At 60.5% G+C, this 16655-nt stretch carries 17 protein-coding genes; 5 read left to right on the forward strand and 12 right to left on the reverse strand.

The window, feature by feature from the left end; all coding sequences use genetic code 11:
- Position 1 precedes the first annotated feature (1 nt).
- The 3 genes from ACZ3GY_RS23100 to ACZ3GY_RS23110 all read left to right on the forward strand — a co-directional run bounded on the left by ACZ3GY_RS23100 (position 2) and on the right by ACZ3GY_RS23110 (position 2790).
- Positions 2–1264: an ABC transporter permease gene (locus ACZ3GY_RS23100; RefSeq protein ID WP_465912122.1), complete on the forward strand. Its 1263-nt coding sequence runs from the start codon at positions 2–4 to the stop codon at positions 1262–1264.
- A 189-nt stretch (positions 1265–1453) separates the two neighbouring features.
- Entirely contained in the window at positions 1454–1975 is a 522-nt protein-coding gene (locus ACZ3GY_RS23105) for a DUF3299 domain-containing protein (RefSeq protein WP_465912123.1), read from the forward strand.
- 122 nt (positions 1976–2097) lie between these two features.
- A complete protein-coding gene (locus tag ACZ3GY_RS23110) occupies positions 2098–2790 on the forward strand; it encodes an OmpW/AlkL family protein (RefSeq protein ID WP_465912124.1) in 693 nt (230 codons plus the stop codon).
- Between the two features lie 246 nt (positions 2791–3036).
- On the opposite strand, the gene ACZ3GY_RS23115 is transcribed toward ACZ3GY_RS23110, so the two are convergent.
- Positions 3037–3966 carry an NAD-dependent epimerase/dehydratase family protein gene (locus ACZ3GY_RS23115; protein ID WP_465912125.1) on the reverse strand — a complete coding sequence of 310 codons (930 nt, stop codon included), beginning with the start codon at positions 3964–3966 and terminating at the stop codon, positions 3037–3039.
- Positions 3959–4843, reverse strand: a complete 885-nt coding sequence (locus ACZ3GY_RS23120) for a sugar nucleotide-binding protein (RefSeq protein ID WP_465912126.1) — start codon at positions 4841–4843, stop codon at positions 3959–3961. Before ACZ3GY_RS23120 ends, ACZ3GY_RS23115 begins: the two co-directional genes overlap by 8 nt.
- Positions 4844–5107: 264 nt before the next feature.
- Here ACZ3GY_RS23120 and ACZ3GY_RS23125 point away from each other — a divergent pair, with 264 nt between their 5' ends.
- The gene (locus ACZ3GY_RS23125) at positions 5108–5455 is read left to right on the forward strand and encodes a VanZ family protein (RefSeq protein ID WP_463562369.1); all 348 of its coding nucleotides are present in this window, start codon (positions 5108–5110) and stop codon (positions 5453–5455) included.
- 66 nt (positions 5456–5521) lie between these two features.
- Here the strand turns inward: ACZ3GY_RS23125 and ACZ3GY_RS23130 are convergent, their stop codons facing one another.
- Complete coding sequence (locus tag ACZ3GY_RS23130) at positions 5522–6022, reverse strand: single-stranded DNA-binding protein (protein ID WP_042553302.1); 501 nt, start codon at positions 6020–6022, stop codon at positions 5522–5524.
- Between the two features lie 15 nt (positions 6023–6037).
- Complete coding sequence (locus ACZ3GY_RS23135) at positions 6038–7426, reverse strand: MFS transporter (protein WP_465912127.1); 1389 nt, start codon at positions 7424–7426, stop codon at positions 6038–6040.
- Positions 7427–7558: 132 nt separating this feature from the next.
- Between ACZ3GY_RS23135 and uvrA the strand changes: the two genes are divergently transcribed.
- Positions 7559–10393 (forward strand): excinuclease ABC subunit UvrA, encoded by a 2835-nt coding sequence (uvrA, locus tag ACZ3GY_RS23140; protein WP_465912128.1) that lies wholly within the window; start codon positions 7559–7561, stop codon positions 10391–10393.
- Between the two features lie 52 nt (positions 10394–10445).
- On the opposite strand, the gene bfr is transcribed toward uvrA, so the two are convergent.
- The 8 genes from bfr to rpmJ form a co-directional block, all read right to left on the reverse strand.
- Positions 10446–10910, reverse strand: a complete 465-nt coding sequence (bfr, locus tag ACZ3GY_RS23145) for a bacterioferritin (RefSeq protein ID WP_225838200.1) — start codon at positions 10908–10910, stop codon at positions 10446–10448.
- Between the two features lie 143 nt (positions 10911–11053).
- Positions 11054–13345, reverse strand: a complete 2292-nt coding sequence (gene katG, locus ACZ3GY_RS23150) for a catalase/peroxidase HPI (protein ID WP_465912129.1) — start codon at positions 13343–13345, stop codon at positions 11054–11056.
- A 172-nt stretch (positions 13346–13517) separates the two neighbouring features.
- Positions 13518–13904 (reverse strand): 50S ribosomal protein L17, encoded by a 387-nt coding sequence (gene rplQ / locus ACZ3GY_RS23155; RefSeq protein ID WP_116549740.1) that lies wholly within the window; start codon positions 13902–13904, stop codon positions 13518–13520.
- A gap of 43 nt (positions 13905–13947) precedes the next feature.
- Positions 13948–14949: a DNA-directed RNA polymerase subunit alpha gene (locus ACZ3GY_RS23160; protein WP_131182235.1), complete on the reverse strand. Its 1002-nt coding sequence runs from the start codon at positions 14947–14949 to the stop codon at positions 13948–13950.
- A gap of 22 nt (positions 14950–14971) precedes the next feature.
- The gene (rpsD, locus tag ACZ3GY_RS23165) at positions 14972–15592 is read right to left on the reverse strand and encodes a 30S ribosomal protein S4 (RefSeq protein ID WP_070882618.1); all 621 of its coding nucleotides are present in this window, start codon (positions 15590–15592) and stop codon (positions 14972–14974) included.
- Positions 15593–15609: 17 nt separating this feature from the next.
- Entirely contained in the window at positions 15610–15999 is a 390-nt protein-coding gene (gene rpsK, locus ACZ3GY_RS23170; RefSeq protein WP_013789773.1) for a 30S ribosomal protein S11, read from the reverse strand.
- Between the two features lie 30 nt (positions 16000–16029).
- Positions 16030–16386, reverse strand: a complete 357-nt coding sequence (rpsM, locus tag ACZ3GY_RS23175; RefSeq protein ID WP_010487012.1) for a 30S ribosomal protein S13 — start codon at positions 16384–16386, stop codon at positions 16030–16032.
- A gap of 131 nt (positions 16387–16517) precedes the next feature.
- Positions 16518–16634 (reverse strand): 50S ribosomal protein L36, encoded by a 117-nt coding sequence (gene rpmJ, locus ACZ3GY_RS23180; protein ID WP_046788135.1) that lies wholly within the window; start codon positions 16632–16634, stop codon positions 16518–16520.
- Positions 16635–16655: the final 21 nt, after the last annotated feature.

Here is a 16655-nt window from a genome sequence, read left to right on the forward strand (position 1 = left end):
GGTGTTCCTGTTACGACTCGCTCTGGCCAGCCTGGCCAACCGCCGCTTCACCGCTCTGCTAACGGTCTTCGCCATCGCCCTGTCGGTGTGCCTGCTGCTCGCCGTGGAGCGGGTGCGTACCGAAGCCCGCGCCAGCTTCGCCAATACCATCAGTGGTACCGACCTGATCGTCGGTGCCCGCTCTGGCAGCGTGAACCTGCTGCTGTACTCGGTGTTCCGCATCGGCAACGCTACCAATAACATCCGCTGGGACAGCTTCGAGAAGCTCGCCGCGCACCGCCAGGTCGACTGGGCCATCCCGATTTCCCTGGGCGATTCGCACCGCGGCTACCGGGTGATGGGCACCGATGCGGGTTACTTCGACCATTACCACTACGGGCGTGGACAGTCGCTGCAACTGGCCCAGGGCGAACGCTTCCACGACCTCTTCGAGGTGGTACTGGGCGCCGAAGTGGCCCAGGCCCTGAACTACAAGCTCGGCGACAAACTGGTGCTGTCCCATGGGGTCGCGACCATCAGCCTGCAGCAGCACGATGACAAGCCGTTCGTGGTCAGTGGCATCCTTGCCCGCACCGGCACGCCGGTGGATCGCACCCTGCATATTTCTCTGGAAGGCATGGAGGCGCTACACGTCGACTGGCAGAACGGCGTACCTGCCCGCGGCGCCGGCAAGATAAGCGCCGACCAGGCTCGGGAGATGAACCTGCAGCCCAAGGCCATCACCGCGGTGATGCTCGGTCTGAAGAGCAAGATCGCAACCTTCGCAGTACAGCGCGAGGTCAACGAGTACCGCGGCGAACCGCTGCTGGCGATTCTCCCTGGCGTTGCCCTGCAGGAGTTGTGGAGCCTGATGGGCACGGCAGAAAAGGCGCTGTTCGTGGTGTCGCTGTTCGTGGTGCTGACGGGGTTGATCGGCATGCTCACGGCCATCCTTACCAGCCTCAACGAGCGGCGCCGGGAGATGGCCATCCTGCGCTCGGTGGGCGCACGGCCGTGGCACGTCGCCAGCTTGCTGATCCTCGAAGCCTTTTCCCTGGCCGTGGCGGGCGTCGTCGCCGGTATCGCCCTTTTATACGGCGGCATCGCCAGCGCACAGGGCTATGTGCAGGCCAACTACGGGCTGTATCTGCCATTGAGTGCACCGACACCCTATGAGTGGACGCTGCTCGGCGCTATTCTGGCGGCCGCTCTGCTGATGGGCTGCGTGCCGGCCTGGCGGGCCTATCGGCAGTCGTTGGCAGATGGTCTGTCCATCCGCCTCTGAGAACCTACTCACGATCGGCTGCGCGTCGGCCCTGCGGCGTTGAAAACAAGCTCGGAAAGCTCATTTACATCAGTAAACTCCGCTTCCTCACTTATTTTCGCCTTGCAGGGCTCTAGCTCGCACAATCGTGAATAGGTTCTGAATATTCGGAGCCGGCAGCGGCTCCGTTTTCAATCAAGAGGTAGTGTCATGTTTCGCGCTCTGCTCATCGCCCTTCTCATGACCCTGGCGGCTCCGCTATGGGCAGCCGAACTGCGTACGCTGAACTGGCAGGAGCTGATCCCCAAGGATGCACCGCCGCAGATCGCCCAGATGACGCCGATGCATGACATGTCGCAGTTGGGTGACGCGCTGTCCGAAGGGGGCGCCGCTTCTCTGCAGCAGTTTCCGTCCGCGCCGGTGGTCAAGGACATGGACGGCCAGCAGATCAAGATTCCGGGCTATATCGTGCCGCTGGACGTGACCGAGGAAGGCCGCGTTACGGAGTTCCTGCTGGTGCCCTACTTCGGCGCCTGCATCCACGTGCCACCACCGCCGTCCAACCAGATCATCCATGTCACCGCCGAACTGGGCGTGCTGCTCGACGCGCTGTACCAGCCGTTCTGGATCGAGGGCCCCGTGAAGGTCGAGCACAGCAGCAGCGAGCTGGCCGAAGTCGGTTATCAGATGGCAGCGGACAAGATCTACCCCTACGAGCTGCCGGCCAACTGACATCGTGGCGAAACGTCGCACCCTGCAGTCCACGAGCATTGAGCTGAGTCAAAGGACGCTTCGCCAGGCGCCCTAACCTGACGTCACCCGAGATTACTCGCATGACCCGTTAGGAGCTCACCATGTACAAGTCGCTGTTCTCTGCCTCTCTGATCGCCCTGGCGATGGCTGCCCCTGCGGCGCAGGCACACCAGGCCGGAGATATTCTCGTGCGCGCTGGCGCCATCACGGTCAACCCGAAAGCCGACAGTTCCACGGTCAAGGTCGACCGCGGCGGCCTTGCCGGTACCGACCTAAACGGTAAGGCGACCATGAGCAGCGACACTCAGCTGGGCCTCAACTTCGCCTACATGCTCACCGACAACATCGGCATCGAGCTGCTCGCCGCCACGCCGTTCGAACATGACGTGAAAATCAAGGGCACCGCGCTGGATGCGGCCAACGGCAAGCTCGGCACCTTGAAACACCTGCCGCCGACCCTGAGCGTGGTCTACTACCCGCTCGACTCGAAATCGGTGTTCCAGCCCTATGTCGGCGCCGGCATCAACTACACCTGGATCTACGACGAGCACGTGGGCAGCCGCGCCAGCACGGCCGGCTTCGATAACTTCCGGGCGAAGAACTCCTGGGGCCTGGCCTGGCAGATCGGTGCCGACTACATGCTCACCGACAACCTGCTGATCAACGCCCAGGCGCGCTACATCGACATCGACACCACCGCGTATGTCGACCACCCCGGCCTCGGCGTGCGCGCCAAGGTAGACGTCGACGTCGATCCGTTCGTCTACATGGTTGGCCTGGGCTACAAGTTCTAGGAACCTGCTTACGAGCGCAATGTGGCGGGAGCGGCCGTTCTCGATCTCGTGGGAGGGGCTTTAGCCGCGAGCTCTTTACGCCTAGCTAGGCAAAATCGAGGCTAAAGCCTCTCCCACAAAAGCTCTGCTCACCGTCCGCTTTCGCCTTGTAGCGGCCATTTGCCCAGGTCGAAAGTCCGTGCACAGCTGCCAAGCCCCCCTAAAACGCAGAAAGCCGGCAACGCCGGCTTTCTGGTATCTGACGACTCAGCTATTGAGCAAAGCAGCCAACCCATCGCGCAGTGTGGTCTGCGCCGGCAACTGGTAGTGCTCGGCCAGGCGACCATTGTCTGCACGGGAATGACGGATATCACCCGCGCGTGGATCGAGGTAGGTAACTGCCGGCAGGCCGCCAAGCAATTCGCCGATCTGCGCCAGCAGTTGCTTGAGGCTCACCGTCTCGTTCCAGCCGACATTTACCGCGCCCTGTGCCACCTGCTTGGCGTCCAGCGCCTGCTGCAGCAACTCGACCAGATCGGCGACATAGAAGAAATCGCGGGTCTGCTCGCCGTCACCGAACACACTGATCGGCAGGCCCTGCTGGGCACGCTGGGTGAAGATGCTGATCACCCCGGAATACGGCGAGGACGGATCCTGACGCGGGCCGAATACGTTGAAGAAGCGGAAGATCGCCGGCTCCAGGCCATGCTGACGCGCGTAGAACTCCAGGTAATGTTCGCTGGCCAGCTTATCGGCCGCATAGGGGGTCAGCGGCGCCTTGGCGGTGTTTTCATCGATCGCCTGACCTGCCCCATTGTTACCGTAGACCGCGGCGCTGGAGGCGAATACCACACGGCGCACGCCGTGCTCGCGCATCGCTTCGCAGATGTTCAGGGTACCGATGAAATTGCTCTGGTGAGTACTGACCGGATCGTCCACCGACGCCTGCACCGACGCCACGGCAGCGAGATGCACCACTGCGCCACAGCCGGCAACAGCGCGGCTGACGAGGCCTGCATCGGCCACATCACCTTCGATGAAGGTCAGCCGCGGATCATCCACCGGCAGATTGGCCAGTTTGCCCATGGACAGGTTGTCCAGCACGCGCACGCTATGGCCGCGCGCCAGCAAGGCATCGACCAGGTTGGAGCCGATGAAACCGGCACCGCCGGTAACGAGAATGGGTCGATCAGACATGACGATAGTACTGCTCCAGCAGGCTCGGCAGACCGGCACGCCAGGCGCGCGGCTTGACGCCGAAAGTGTGAAGGATCTTCTTGCACGACAGCACCCCGTGCTGCGGCTCATCAGCGGCATCCCCGCGCACGGCATGGGCCTGGCCGGATATCTCCTCGAGCAGGTTTTGACGGATGTGTCTGGCTTCGCTCAGGATCGCCTGGCCGAGCGCCAGCGACGTAGTCGCCTCATGCCCGCCGTAGTGGTAGGTGCCCCACAGCGGCGCGGCGCAGTCGAGCTGCTTGAGCACGGCCAGGATGACCCGCGCAGCATCGTCTACCGGAGTCGGATTGCCCCGCCGATCATCGGCCAGGAATAGCGCCTCTGCACGCTCGGCTCGAACCAGGAAGCGCGCCAGCAACCCGTCCGGGCTGTCATCGAGCACCCAGCCGAAGCGCAGCAACACATGCCGCGGGCACAGGGCGCGAACGCTCTGCTCCATGCGCGCCAGCACCTGCCCACGCAGGCCAAGTGGCTGCGCCTCATCCTTCTCGCTGTATGCGGTGGCGCGGGCGCCATCGAACACGCGATAGCTGGAGGGCTGCAGCAGACGAATATCATGGTGCTGACACAGCTCAGCCAGGCGCTCCACAGCACGTTCCTGAGCAACGAAGCGCTCCTCGCTGACCTGCGAGGCCTGAAACCAGTCGAAATAATAGGCGAGGTTGATCACCGCATCGGGGCGGGTATCGTCGACCAACTGAGTCAGGCTGGCGGCATCCCAACCCTGGGCCGGCGGACGGGGTGCGAGGAAACCGATATCTTCTTCGGCTCCCAGGCGAATCAACGCCCGACCCAGCGTACTGCCACCACCCAGCAACAACAGGCGCATGCGCATAACGAAACTAGAGGCTCCACAATCAGGTTTAAGCGTGCACCGCGCAATGGCGCGCCAACCGCTAAATTCTCGGCAGATCCCGGACGGTTCAGCCCTATGGCCTGCATTTTGCTGTTTTTACCCCGCGGCGTCATCAACCACGCACAACCTTGACGCCCATCGATGAATCGAGGACACCTGATCACCCAATCGGCATCGCCGGCAACCCGAGCCGGATGCAGTGGTCATAGTGCCAAGCAAAGAGACAATGAAAGGACGAAAAATTTGAGAAAGCTGATGTTCCTGGCCTGCTGTGCGGTGCTCGCCTACGGCCTGTTCCGCCCCGAGCCACCGCCGGATCTGTTCGACGAATCGGACAAGTTCCTGCACCTGCTGGCCTTTGCCGGCCTGTCACTGGTCAGCCGTATCGCGTTCCCTACGGTACCCGGCTGGCTGCTGTGGAGCCTGCTCTACATCCAGGCGCCGCTACTGGAATGGCTGCAGCACTACTTGCAGCCTAGTCGCGAATTCAGCCAGCTGGACGTTCTTGCCAACCTGTGCGGCATCAGCATCGCGCTGGTGTTATGGATCTGCCAGGGTCTGCTGCGTAAACGCCTCTTCAGCCCTGCCTGAACGCGGGCAACAAGCAGAACGGAAAAGGCCCCGCATTGCGGGGCCTTTTGCTGTCACGGCTGACGATCAGAACGGGATATCGTCATCGAAGCTGTCGTAGTCCTGAGCCGGCTGCGGCTTCTGCTGCTGCGGAGCGGACTGACGCGGAGCCTGTTGCTGCGGCTCGCGCTGCGGTGCCGGGCGCGACTGACGCGGGGCGGAGTCGCCACCGCCAGCGTTGTCTGGACGGCCGCCAAGCAGCTGCATGGTGCCCTGCATGTCGACGATGATTTCGGTGGTGTAACGCTTCACACCGTCTTTTTCCCACTCGCGGGTCTGCAGCTTGCCCTCGATGTAGACCTGAGAACCCTTGCGCAGATACTCACCGGCAATTTCCGCAACCTTGCCGAACAGCGAAACGCGGTGCCACTCAGTCTTTTCGACCTTCTGCCCAGTCTGCTTGTCCGTCCACTGCTCGCTGGTAGCCAGGCTCAGGTTGGTCACGGCATTGCCGCTGGGCAGATAGCGCGTTTCCGGATCCTGTCCGCAGGTACCGACCAGAATAACTTTGTTAACCCCACGGGCCATAACGCTCTCCTACTTTCAGCACGTCACCGGCGCCGCTTCGATCAAGCGCTGCAGCGACGTGCGATCCAATTGTTGGGTATCCACTTTCACATAGATGGCAGCCTCTTCGGCCACCACTACGGCATCCGCCACTCCGGGCACTGCCTGAATTCGCTCGGCCAAGCCTGCTTCCTGCAACGCCGCGATTGATAGCGGCAAACGCAGGCTGGTTACATACGGCGGTTCGCGCATAGTAACAGCAAAGGCAAGCCAAAGAAGCGTCAACAGCGCACAGCCGCCGAACACGCCGGCCAACCCGTAATGCTGATACAGCCAGCCGCCCATGATGCCGCCAAGGGCCGAGCCGAGGAACTGGCTGGTCGAATAAACGCCCATGGCCGTGCCTTTGCCGCCCGCTGGCGCCACCTTGCTGATCAGTGATGGCAGCGAAGCCTCCAGCAAGTTGAACGCGGTAAAAAACACCACGATGCCAAGCACCAGGTTGCGCAAGCCATGGCCGAACGCCCAGAAATACAGTTCACAGCAAAGCAGTACGATCACCGAGCCGATCAGCACGCGGCGCATCTGGCGCTTCTTCTCGCCGTAAATGATGAACGGCACCATCAGGAAAAAACCACCGAGCAGTGCGGTCAGGTAAACCCACCAGTGCTGCTCCTTGGGCAGGCCGCCCTGCTCCACCAGCGCCAGCGGCAGAGCGATGAAGCTGGCCATCAGAATGGCGTGCAGTGCGAAGATTGCGAAATCCAGCCGCAGCAGATCCGGATGCTTCAGGGTCGGCCACAACGCCTGCTTGGCGACCCCGGATTCACGGTGCTGCAGCGGCCCGGCGCTGGAGGGCACCAGGCCAGCAACGATGATGATTCCCAGCAGCGCCATGGCGCCAGTGGCCAGGAACAGACCGGACAGGCCGAAGGCGCGGGTCAGCAGCGGCCCGACCACCATGGCGATGGCGAAGGACAGACCGATGCTCATGCCGATCATGGCCATGGCCTTGGTGCGGTGCTGTTCGCGGGTCAGATCGGACAGCAGGGCCATCACCGCCGCAGAGATCGCACCGGCGCCCTGTAGCACGCGACCGGCGATCACCCCCCAGATGGAATCGGCATTGGCTGCCAGCAAACTGCCCGCCGCGAACACCACGAGGCCGAAGTAGATCACCGGTCGCCGACCGATACGATCGGACAGCACACCGAAGGGAATCTGCAGAAAGGCCTGGGTCAGGCCGTAGGCGCCAATGGCCAGTCCGATCAGAGCCGGGGTTGAACCGGCGAGCTCTTGCCCATAGGTAGCCAATACCGGCAGTACCATGAACATGCCCAGCATGCGGAATGCGAACACCAGTGCCAGCCCACCGGCTGCCCGAGTCTCCGCGCCACTCATGCGTTCGCTGTGCGAATCGCGCATCGTCGATAACCTGTTGAAACAAGCCGGCGATTCTACCAGTCGAAGCCCTATGGGCACAGCAGCGGCGCTTTGCCGCACGGCTGTCGCCCCCCGTATACTCGGCGGTTTATCCGCCCGCCACGCGAGGCTGTTTTGGACAAGATTCTGATCCGGGGTGCACGCACCCATAATCTCAAGAACATCGACCTGACCCTGCCACGTGACAAACTGATCGTGATCACCGGTCTGTCTGGCTCGGGCAAGTCGTCCCTGGCCTTCGACACCCTGTACGCCGAGGGCCAGCGCCGCTACGTCGAATCGCTATCGGCCTACGCCCGGCAATTCCTGTCGATGATGGAAAAGCCTGACGTCGACACCATCGAAGGCTTGTCGCCAGCAATCTCCATCGAGCAGAAATCGACCTCGCACAACCCACGCTCGACGGTCGGCACCATCACCGAGATCTACGATTATCTGCGCCTGCTCTACGCCCGCGCTGGCCAACCACGCTGCCCGGATCACGACCTGCCACTGGAAGCACAAACCGTCAGCCAGATGGTCGACCAGGTGCTGGCCCTGCCCGAAGGCAGCAAGCTGATGCTCTTGGCCCCGGTGATTCGCGAGCGCAAAGGCGAGCACCTCGCCGTGTTCGACGAACTACGCGCCCAGGGTTTCGTGCGCGTACGGGTCAACGGCAAGCTTTACGAACTCGACGAACTACCGAAGCTCGACAAGCAGAAGAAGCACAGCATCGATGCCGTGGTCGATCGCTTCAAAGCCCGCGGCGATCTGCAGCAGCGCCTGGCCGAATCCTTCGAGACGGCCCTCAAGCTGGCCGATGGGCTGGCGCTGATCGCGCCGATGGAGGGCGAAGAAGGTGAAGAAATCATCTTCTCCGCGCGCTTCGCCTGCCCGGTTTGCGGTCACTCGATCAGCGAGCTGGAACCCAAGTTGTTTTCCTTCAACAACCCGGCTGGGGCCTGCCCGACCTGCGACGGTCTGGGTGTGAAGCAGTTCTTCGATAACAAACGTCTGGTCAACGGTGAGCTCACCCTGGCCGAAGGCGCAATACGCGGGTGGGACAGACGTAACGTCTACTACTTCCAAATGCTCGGCTCCCTGGCCTCCCACTATGGCTTCAGCCTGGAGAAACCCTTCGCGGAGCTGGACAGCGATCACCAAAAAATCATTCTCAGCGGTAGCGGCTCACAGAACGTCGACTTCAAGTACCTCAACGACCGTGGCGACATCGTCAAACGCTCGCACCCGTTCGAAGGCATCGTGCCCAACCTCGAGCGGCGCTATCGCGAGACCGAATCGACCAGCGTGCGCGAAGAGCTCGCCAAGTTCCTCAGCACCCAGCCCTGCCCTGACTGCCGCGGCACTCGCCTGCGCCGCGAGGCTCGCCACGTGTGGGTCGGTGAAAAGACCCTACCAGCGGTCACTGGAATGCCGATCGGTTCGGCCAGCGACTACTTCGGCAGCCTGACCCTGGAAGGTCGACGTGGTGAGATCGCCAGCAAGATTCTCAAGGAAATCTGCGAACGCCTGCAGTTCCTGGTCAACGTCGGCCTCGACTACCTGACCCTGGATCGCAGCGCCGATACCCTGTCCGGTGGCGAGGCGCAGCGTATCCGTCTGGCCAGCCAGATCGGCGCCGGTTTGGTGGGTGTCATGTACATCCTCGACGAGCCCTCCATCGGTCTGCACCAGCGCGATAACGAACGCCTGCTCGGCACCCTGCGCCACCTGCGCGATATAGGTAACACGGTGATCGTGGTCGAGCACGACGAGGACGCAATCCGCATGGCCGACTACGTGGTCGATATCGGCCCAGGCGCTGGCGTGCATGGCGGCCAGATCGTCGCAGAAGGTACCGCCGCCGAAGTCATGGCTCACCCGGACTCGCTGACCGGCATGTACCTGTCAGGTCGCAAGAAGATCGCCGTACCGGCCAAACGCACACAGCGTGATAAGAAGCTGTCGCTGAAAATCAAAGGCGCTCGCGGTAACAACCTGCAGAACGTCAACCTGGATATTCCCATCGGCTTGCTGACCTGCGTGACGGGCGTATCCGGTTCAGGCAAGTCGACGCTGATCAACAACACCCTGTTTCCGCTCAGCGCCACCGCCCTGAACGGCGCCACTACGCTGGAAGCAGCAACTCACGACAGCATCGACGGCTTGCAGCATCTGGACAAGGTCGTGGATATCGATCAGAGCCCGATCGGCCGTACGCCACGTTCAAACCCGGCCACTTACACCGGGCTGTTCACGCCGATTCGCGAGCTGTTCGCCGGCGTGCCTGAATCCCGCTCGCGGGGTTACGGTCCTGGCCGTTTTTCATTCAACGTCAAGGGTGGGCGCTGCGAGGCTTGCCAGGGCGATGGTCTGATCAAGGTGGAGATGCACTTCCTGCCGGATATCTACGTGCCCTGTGACGTGTGCAAGAGCAAGCGTTACAACCGCGAAACGCTGGAGATCAAGTACAAGGGCAAGAGCATCCACGAAGTGCTGGAGATGACCATCGAAGACGCCCGTGGCTTCTTCGATGCAGTGCCGGCGCTGGCGCGCAAGCTGCAGACACTGATGGACGTGGGCCTTTCGTACATCAAGCTCGGGCAATCGGCGACCACTCTTTCCGGGGGCGAGGCGCAGCGGGTCAAGCTGTCACGCGAGCTGTCCAAGCGTGATACCGGCAAGACGCTGTACATCCTCGACGAACCGACCACTGGTCTGCACTTCGCCGATATCCAGCAGTTGCTGGACGTGCTGCACCGCCTGCGCGATCACGGCAACACAGTGGTAGTGATCGAGCACAATCTGGACGTAATCAAGACCGCCGACTGGTTGGTGGATCTGGGCCCCGAAGGTGGCTCCAAGGGCGGGCAGATCATCGCCGTGGGCACGCCTGAAGAAGTAGCGCAAATGCCGCAATCGCATACCGGCTACTTCCTCAAGCCACTGCTGGAGCGTGACCGGATCTGATCATCCGGCAAGAAAAAGCCCCGCATGTGCGGGGCTTTTTCTTGCCAGCGATTTACATCTGGCCCTGCAGATACTTTTCCAGGCCCAGCTTGCCGATCAGCTGCAGCTGAATCTCCAGCCAGTAGGCGTGATCCTCTTCGGTATCCTTGAGCTGCAGCAGCAGAATATCGCGGCTCTGGTAATCCTGATGCCGCTCGCACAGCTCGATGCCTTTGCTCAGCGCAGCACGCACCTGGTACTCCAGCGCCAGATCCAGCTTCAGCGCATCGGGCACGGTTTGGCCGAAGGTGAAGGCGTCGGGCACCATGTCCGGCACACCCTCGAGGAAGATGATGCGCTTGAGCAGCGCGTCAGCGTGCTGCGTCTCTTCTTCCATCTCGTGATTGATGCGCTCGTAGAGCTTGCTGAAACCCCAGTCCTCGTAAAGCCGCGAGTGAATGAAGTACTGATCGCGCGCCGCCAGCTCACCCTTGAGCAGCACTTTCAGATAATCGATAACTTCAATATGGCCTTTCATGCCTAGGAATCCTTGCTGCACTCGGTGGAATGGATGAATGCTCCGCTCCACATACGCTACGGTCAAGTAAAAAGCACAACGCCTCCATTAAGGAGGCGCTGGCTGTATCGACTCGAAAGACCGGGCGGGCGCCCGGTCAGCCGTCAGGCAAGATCGAAACGGTCGAGGTTCATCACCTTGGTCCATGCCGCCACGAAGTCCTCGATGAAGCGAGCGTCGGCACTGGCATAGACTTCCGCCTGAGCACGCAGGATGGCGTTGGAGCCGAACACCAGATCGACACGGGTGCCAGTCCACTTCAGCTCACCGCTCTTGCGGTCACGTCCTTCATAAAGGTTGTCATTACCCGGCACTGCCTTCCACGCCGTGCCCATGTCGAGCAGGTTGACGAAGAAGTCGTTGCTCAGCGCCCCCGGCTTGTCGGTGAACACCCCATGGCCCGCTCCACCCACGTTGATATTGATCGCACGCAGGCCGCCGATCAGCACCGTCAATTCCGGCGCGGTCAAGGTCAACAGCTGCGCCTTGTCGATCAGCAACGCCTCGGCAGGCACGCTGTAGCGCCCCTTGAGGTAGTTGCGGAAACCGTCGGCGATCGGTTCGAGCACAGCGAAGGACTCGACGTCAGTCTGCTCCTGCGAGGCATCTACCCTCCCGGCAGAGAACGGTACGCTTACCGCGTGACCGGCCTTGCTGGCGGCCTGCTCGATACCGGCACTACCGGCCAGCACGATCAGATCGGCCAGACTCACCTGCTTGCCGCCGGTGGCGGTGCGGTTGAACTCGCCACGGATACCCTCAAGAATCGCTAGAACGCTGGCCAGCTGCTCAGGCTGGTTGGCGGCCCAGTCCTTCTGTGGCCCGAGGCGCAGACGTGCACCATTGGCACCGCCGCGTTTGTCGGATCCACGGAAGGTAGACGCCGAAGCCCAGGCCGTTCCGACCAGCTCGGACACCGAAAGACCAGAGGCCAGTACACGTTCTTTGAGCGCCGCGACGTCAGCATCGTCAATCAATGGGTGATGGACGGCCGGCAGTGGGTCTTGCCAGAGCAGGTCTTCCTTCGGTACTTCCGGCCCCAAGTAGCGCGACTTCGGACCGAGGTCACGGTGGGTCAGCTTGAACCAGGCGCGGGCGAATGCTTCCGCGAATGCCTGCGGGTTCTCCAGGAAACGTCGGGAGATTTTCTCGTATGCGGGGTCGACACGCAGCGACAGGTCGGTGGTCAGCATGGTCGGCAGATGCTTCTTCGAAGGATCGTGCGCATCAGGAATGATCGCATCCGCGCCCTTGGCTACCCACTGGTGGGCGCCCGCCGGACTCTTGGTCAGCTCCCACTCGAACTTGAAAAGGTTCTCGAAGAAGTTGTTGCTCCACTGCGCAGGCGTGGTCGTCCAGGTCACTTCAAGGCCGCTGGTGATCGCATCACCGGCCTTGCCGCTACCAAACGAACTCGCCCAGCCCAGGCCCTGCTCTTCGAGACCAGCAGCCTCGGGCTCGGCGCCGACGTTGTCCGCAGGCCCGGCGCCATGGGTCTTGCCGAAGGTGTGGCCGCCAGCGATAAGCGCGACGGTTTCTTCATCGTTCATGGCCATGCGCGCGAAAGTCTCGCGGATGTCATGGGCCGCCGCGAGCGGATCGGGATTGCCTTCTGGGCCTTCAGGGTTGACGTAGATCAGCCCCATCTGCACGGCAGCGAGCGGATCTTCCAGGTTGCGGCCCTGGTCGTCGGTGCGATCATGCTCCTGGCCATGCAGCTCTTCATCGGCCACGACCACGCCTGTATCGTCATTACTGCCGGCCGCACCCTTGCCATAGCGGTTATCGCCGCCCAGCCAGGTCTTCTCGGTACCCCAGTAGACGTCCTGATCCGGTTCCCACGTGTCCACACGTCCGCCAGCAAAGCCGAAAGTCCGGAAGCCCATGGTCTCCAGGGCGACATTGCCGGTGAGCACCAGCAGATCGGCCCAAGAAATCTTCTGGCCATATTTCTGCTTGATCGGCCACAGCAGACGGCGTGACTTGTCGATATTGACGTTGTCCGGCCAGCTGTTGAGCGGTGCGAAACGCTGCTGTCCACGCCCGGCACCGCCACGGCCATCGCCGGTACGGTAGGTGCCGGCGGCGTGCCAGGCCATGCGGATGAATTGCGGGCCGTAGTGGCCGAAGTCGGCCGGCCACCAGTCCTGCGTGTCGGTCATCAACGCTCGCAAATCTTTTTTCAGCGCTTCGTAATCAAGCGACTGAAAGGCTTCGGCATAGTCGAAAGTCTCGCCTAATGGGTTGGACTTGGAGGAATGTTGGTGCAGCAGGTCGACACGCAGCTGGTTCGGCCACCAGTCGCGGTTACCGGTGCCGCCGCCAGCGGTATGCTTCGGTGTTTTCTCGGAAGCGCTCCCTGAGAAAGGGCATTTGCCTTCAGTCTTCTCACTCATCGTCTATCTCCTTACCAAGCCTAATCGTTCCCGACTGAGCGGGATTGGCATTGAGTATCGACGAGCGATAGCGAACTCTCAAATGAATAAGGCCTTACAGACCGATAGTTTTTAACTAAAAATGAGGCATAAAAAAACCGGGCCTAAGCCCGGTTCTTCTTGCAACGATGCCTTACTCGGCAGCTTCTACTGCGCCGCCGACCGGACGGTCAACCAGCTCAACATAAGCCATCGGAGCATTGTCGCCAGCGCGGAAACCGCACTTGAGGATACGCAGGTAACCGCCCTGACGGGTGGCGTAGCGCTTACCCAGATCGTTGAACAGTTTACCGACGATTTCTTTCGAACGAGTACGGTCGAAAGCCAGACGACGGTTGGCAACGCTGTCTTCCTTGGCCAGGGTGATCAGCGGCTCGGCAACGCGGCGCAGTTCCTTGGCTTTCGGCAGGGTAGTTTTGATCAACTCGTGCTCGAACAGCGACACCGCCATGTTTTGAAACATAGCTTTACGGTGAGAGCTGGTACGGCTCAGGTGACGTCCACTTTTACGATGACGCATGGTTCAATTCCTTACCAAACTTCACGTTCGGTGATGATGACGATCAGGCAGTAGCCTTATCGTCTTTCTTCAGACTTGCCGGCGGCCAGTTGTCGAGGCGCATACCGAGGGACAGACCACGGGAAGCCAGAACGTCCTTGATTTCAGTCAGGGATTTCTTGCCCAGGTTCGGCGTTTTCAACAGCTCTACTTCGGTGCGCTGGATCAGGTCACCGATGTAGTAGATGTTTTCTGCCTTGAGGCAGTTGGCCGAACGAACGGTCAGTTCCAGGTCATCAACCGGGCGAAGCAGGATCGGATCGATCTCGTCTTCCTGTTCGATTACAACAGGCTCGCTGTCACCTTTGAGGTCGACGAATGCAGCCAACTGCTGTTGCAGAATGGTTGCAGCACGACGGATGGCCTCTTCAGGATCCAGGGTACCGTTGGTCTCGAGGTCGATAACCAGTTTGTCCAGGTTGGTACGCTGCTCAACACGAGCGTTTTCCACCACGTACGACACGCGACGCACCGGGCTGAAGGAAGAGTCGAGCTGCAAGCGACCAATGCTGCGGCTTTCGTCTTCATCACTCTGGCGCGAATCAGCTGGCTCATAGCCGCGACCACGAGCTACGACGAGCTTCATGTTCAACGCGCCATTAGAGGCCAGGTTGGCGATTACGTGGTCGCCATTGACGATTTCAACATCATGATCCAGCTGAATATCGGCAGCGGTTACGACGCCAGAGCCCTTCTTCGCCAGAGTCAGTGTAACTTCGTCTCGACCGTGCAGTTTGATTGCCAGACCTTTAAGGTTAAGCAGGATTTCAATTACGTCTTCCTGAATACCTTCGATGGCGCTGTACTCATGGAGTACACCATCAATCTCGGCCTCGACTACTGCACAGCCAGGCATGGAGGACAACAGGATGCGACGCAGCGCGTTGCCCAGGGTATGGCCGAAACCACGCTCGAGAGGCTCGAGAGTGATCTTGGCGCGGGTCGGACTGACCACCTGCACATCGATATGGCGGGGGGTCAGGAACTCATTTACCGAAATCTGCATGGATGCACCTATTTTCTAGCCCTTACTTGGAGTAGAGCTCGACAATCAGGCTTTCGTTGATGTCAGCGGAGAGATCACCACGAGCCGGGACGCTTTTGAAAACGCCAGACTTCTTCTCGGTGTCTACATCTACCCATTCAACGCGGCCACGCTGGGCACACAGCTCGAGAGCTTGAACGATGCGCAGCTGATTCTTCGATTTCTCACGAACTGCAACCACGTCGCCAGCTTTAACCTGGTACGACGGTACGTTTACAGTTTTACCGTTAACGCTGATCGCTTTGTGCGAAACCAGCTGACGGGACTCAGCGCGGGTAGCACCGTAGCCCATGCGGTAAACAACGTTATCCAGACGGCATTCGAGCAGTTGCAGCAGGTTCTCACCAGTAGCGCCTTTCTTGCCGGCAGCTTCTTTGTAGTAACCGCTGAATTGACGCTCGAGTACGCCATAGATACGACGAACTTTTTGCTTCTCACGCAGCTGGGTGCCGTAGTCGGACTGACGGCCACGGCGCTGGCCGTGAATACCTGGGGCTGCTTCGAGGTTGCACTTCGATTCCAGGGCGCGAACGCCGCTTTTCAGGAAAAGATCTGTGCCTTCACGACGAGACAGTTTGCATTTGGGACCAATGTAACGAGCCATTTCTCACTGTCTCCTGATTACACGCGACGCTTCTTCGAAGGACGGCATCCGTTATGCGGGATGGGCGTCACATCGGTGATGCTGGCGATCTTGTAACCGCAACCGTTAAGAGCACGGACTGCGGACTCACGACCCGGACCTGGGCCCTTGACGTTTACGTCGAGGTTCTTCAGGCCATATTCCAGCGCAGCTTGACCAGCACGCTCAGCAGCCACCTGGGCAGCGAACGGGGTGGACTTGCGAGAACCGCGGAAACCCGAGCCACCGGAGGTAGCCCAAGACAGGGCGTTACCTTGACGGTCGGTAATGGTCACGATTGTGTTGTTGAAAGAAGCGTGGATGTGGGCGATGCCATCAACCACCGTCTTTTTGACTTTCTTACGAGTACGAGCAGCAGGTTTTGCCATGACTAAATTCCTGTCGATTCGCGAACGCGATTACTTGCGGATCGGCTTACGCGGGCCCTTACGGGTGCGCGCGTTGGTCTTGGTACGCTGACCGCGCACCGGGAGGCCGCGACGATGACGCAGACCGCGGTAGCAGCCCAGATCCATCAAGCGCTTGATTTTCATGTTCACTTCACGGCGCAGATCACCTTCGGTATTAACCTTGGCGACTTCACCACGCAGCTGCTCGATCTGCTCGTCAGAGAGATCCTTGATCTTTGCCGCCGGATTTACACCGGTAGCTGCACAGATTTTCTGTGCGGTGGTGCGACCAACACCAAAGATGTAGGTCAACGAGATAACAGTGTGCTTGTTATCCGGAATGTTAACGCCTGCAATACGGGCCATTCAGTGGAACTCCAATTGACAGCTACCTACGCCCCGGAAGCCAAGAAATGGGGCGCAAGATATTATCGCTGTAGAAACAAATAATCAACCCGGCAGCGCACTAGCTGCCGGGCTTATAGCTTCGATCACACTCAGCCTTGGCGCTGTTTGTGACGCGGTTCCGAGCTGCAAATCACTCGCACAACACCTTCACGGCGAATAATTTTGCAGTTACGGCACAGCTTTTTCACCGATGCACGAACTTTCATCACCAACTCCTCGAACCTTAT

This window comes from Pseudomonas sp. PME37.24/006 (assembly GCF_055556635.1).

Bases quoted from the DNA above. Each gene is read 5' to 3' on its own strand.
- ACZ3GY_RS23110 (WP_465912124.1), top strand. From the start codon at position 2,098: ATGTACAAGTCGCTGTTCTCTGCCTCTCTGATCGCCCTGGCGATGGCT.
- rpsK (WP_013789773.1), bottom strand. From the start codon at position 15,999: ATGGCAAAACCTGCTGCTCGTACTCGTAAGAAAGTCAAAAAGACGGTG.
- ACZ3GY_RS23115 (WP_465912125.1), bottom strand. From the start codon at position 3,966: ATGTCTGATCGACCCATTCTCGTTACCGGCGGTGCCGGTTTCATCGGC.
- katG (WP_465912129.1), bottom strand. From the start codon at position 13,345: ATGAGTGAGAAGACTGAAGGCAAATGCCCTTTCTCAGGGAGCGCTTCC.
- ACZ3GY_RS23105 (WP_465912123.1), top strand. From the start codon at position 1,454: ATGTTTCGCGCTCTGCTCATCGCCCTTCTCATGACCCTGGCGGCTCCG.
- rpsD (WP_070882618.1), bottom strand. From the start codon at position 15,592: ATGGCTCGTTACATTGGTCCCAAATGCAAACTGTCTCGTCGTGAAGGC.
- ACZ3GY_RS23135 (WP_465912127.1), bottom strand. From the start codon at position 7,426: ATGCGCGATTCGCACAGCGAACGCATGAGTGGCGCGGAGACTCGGGCA.
- bfr (WP_225838200.1), bottom strand. From the start codon at position 10,910: ATGAAAGGCCATATTGAAGTTATCGATTATCTGAAAGTGCTGCTCAAG.
- rpmJ (WP_046788135.1), bottom strand. From the start codon at position 16,634: ATGAAAGTTCGTGCATCGGTGAAAAAGCTGTGCCGTAACTGCAAAATT.
- ACZ3GY_RS23130 (WP_042553302.1), bottom strand. From the start codon at position 6,022: ATGGCCCGTGGGGTTAACAAAGTTATTCTGGTCGGTACCTGCGGACAG.
- ACZ3GY_RS23120 (WP_465912126.1), bottom strand. From the start codon at position 4,843: ATGCGCATGCGCCTGTTGTTGCTGGGTGGTGGCAGTACGCTGGGTCGG.
- rpsM (WP_010487012.1), bottom strand. From the start codon at position 16,386: ATGGCCCGTATTGCAGGCGTTAACATTCCGGATAACAAGCACACTGTT.
- rplQ (WP_116549740.1), bottom strand. From the start codon at position 13,904: ATGCGTCATCGTAAAAGTGGACGTCACCTGAGCCGTACCAGCTCTCAC.
- ACZ3GY_RS23160 (WP_131182235.1), bottom strand. From the start codon at position 14,949: ATGCAGATTTCGGTAAATGAGTTCCTGACCCCCCGCCATATCGATGTG.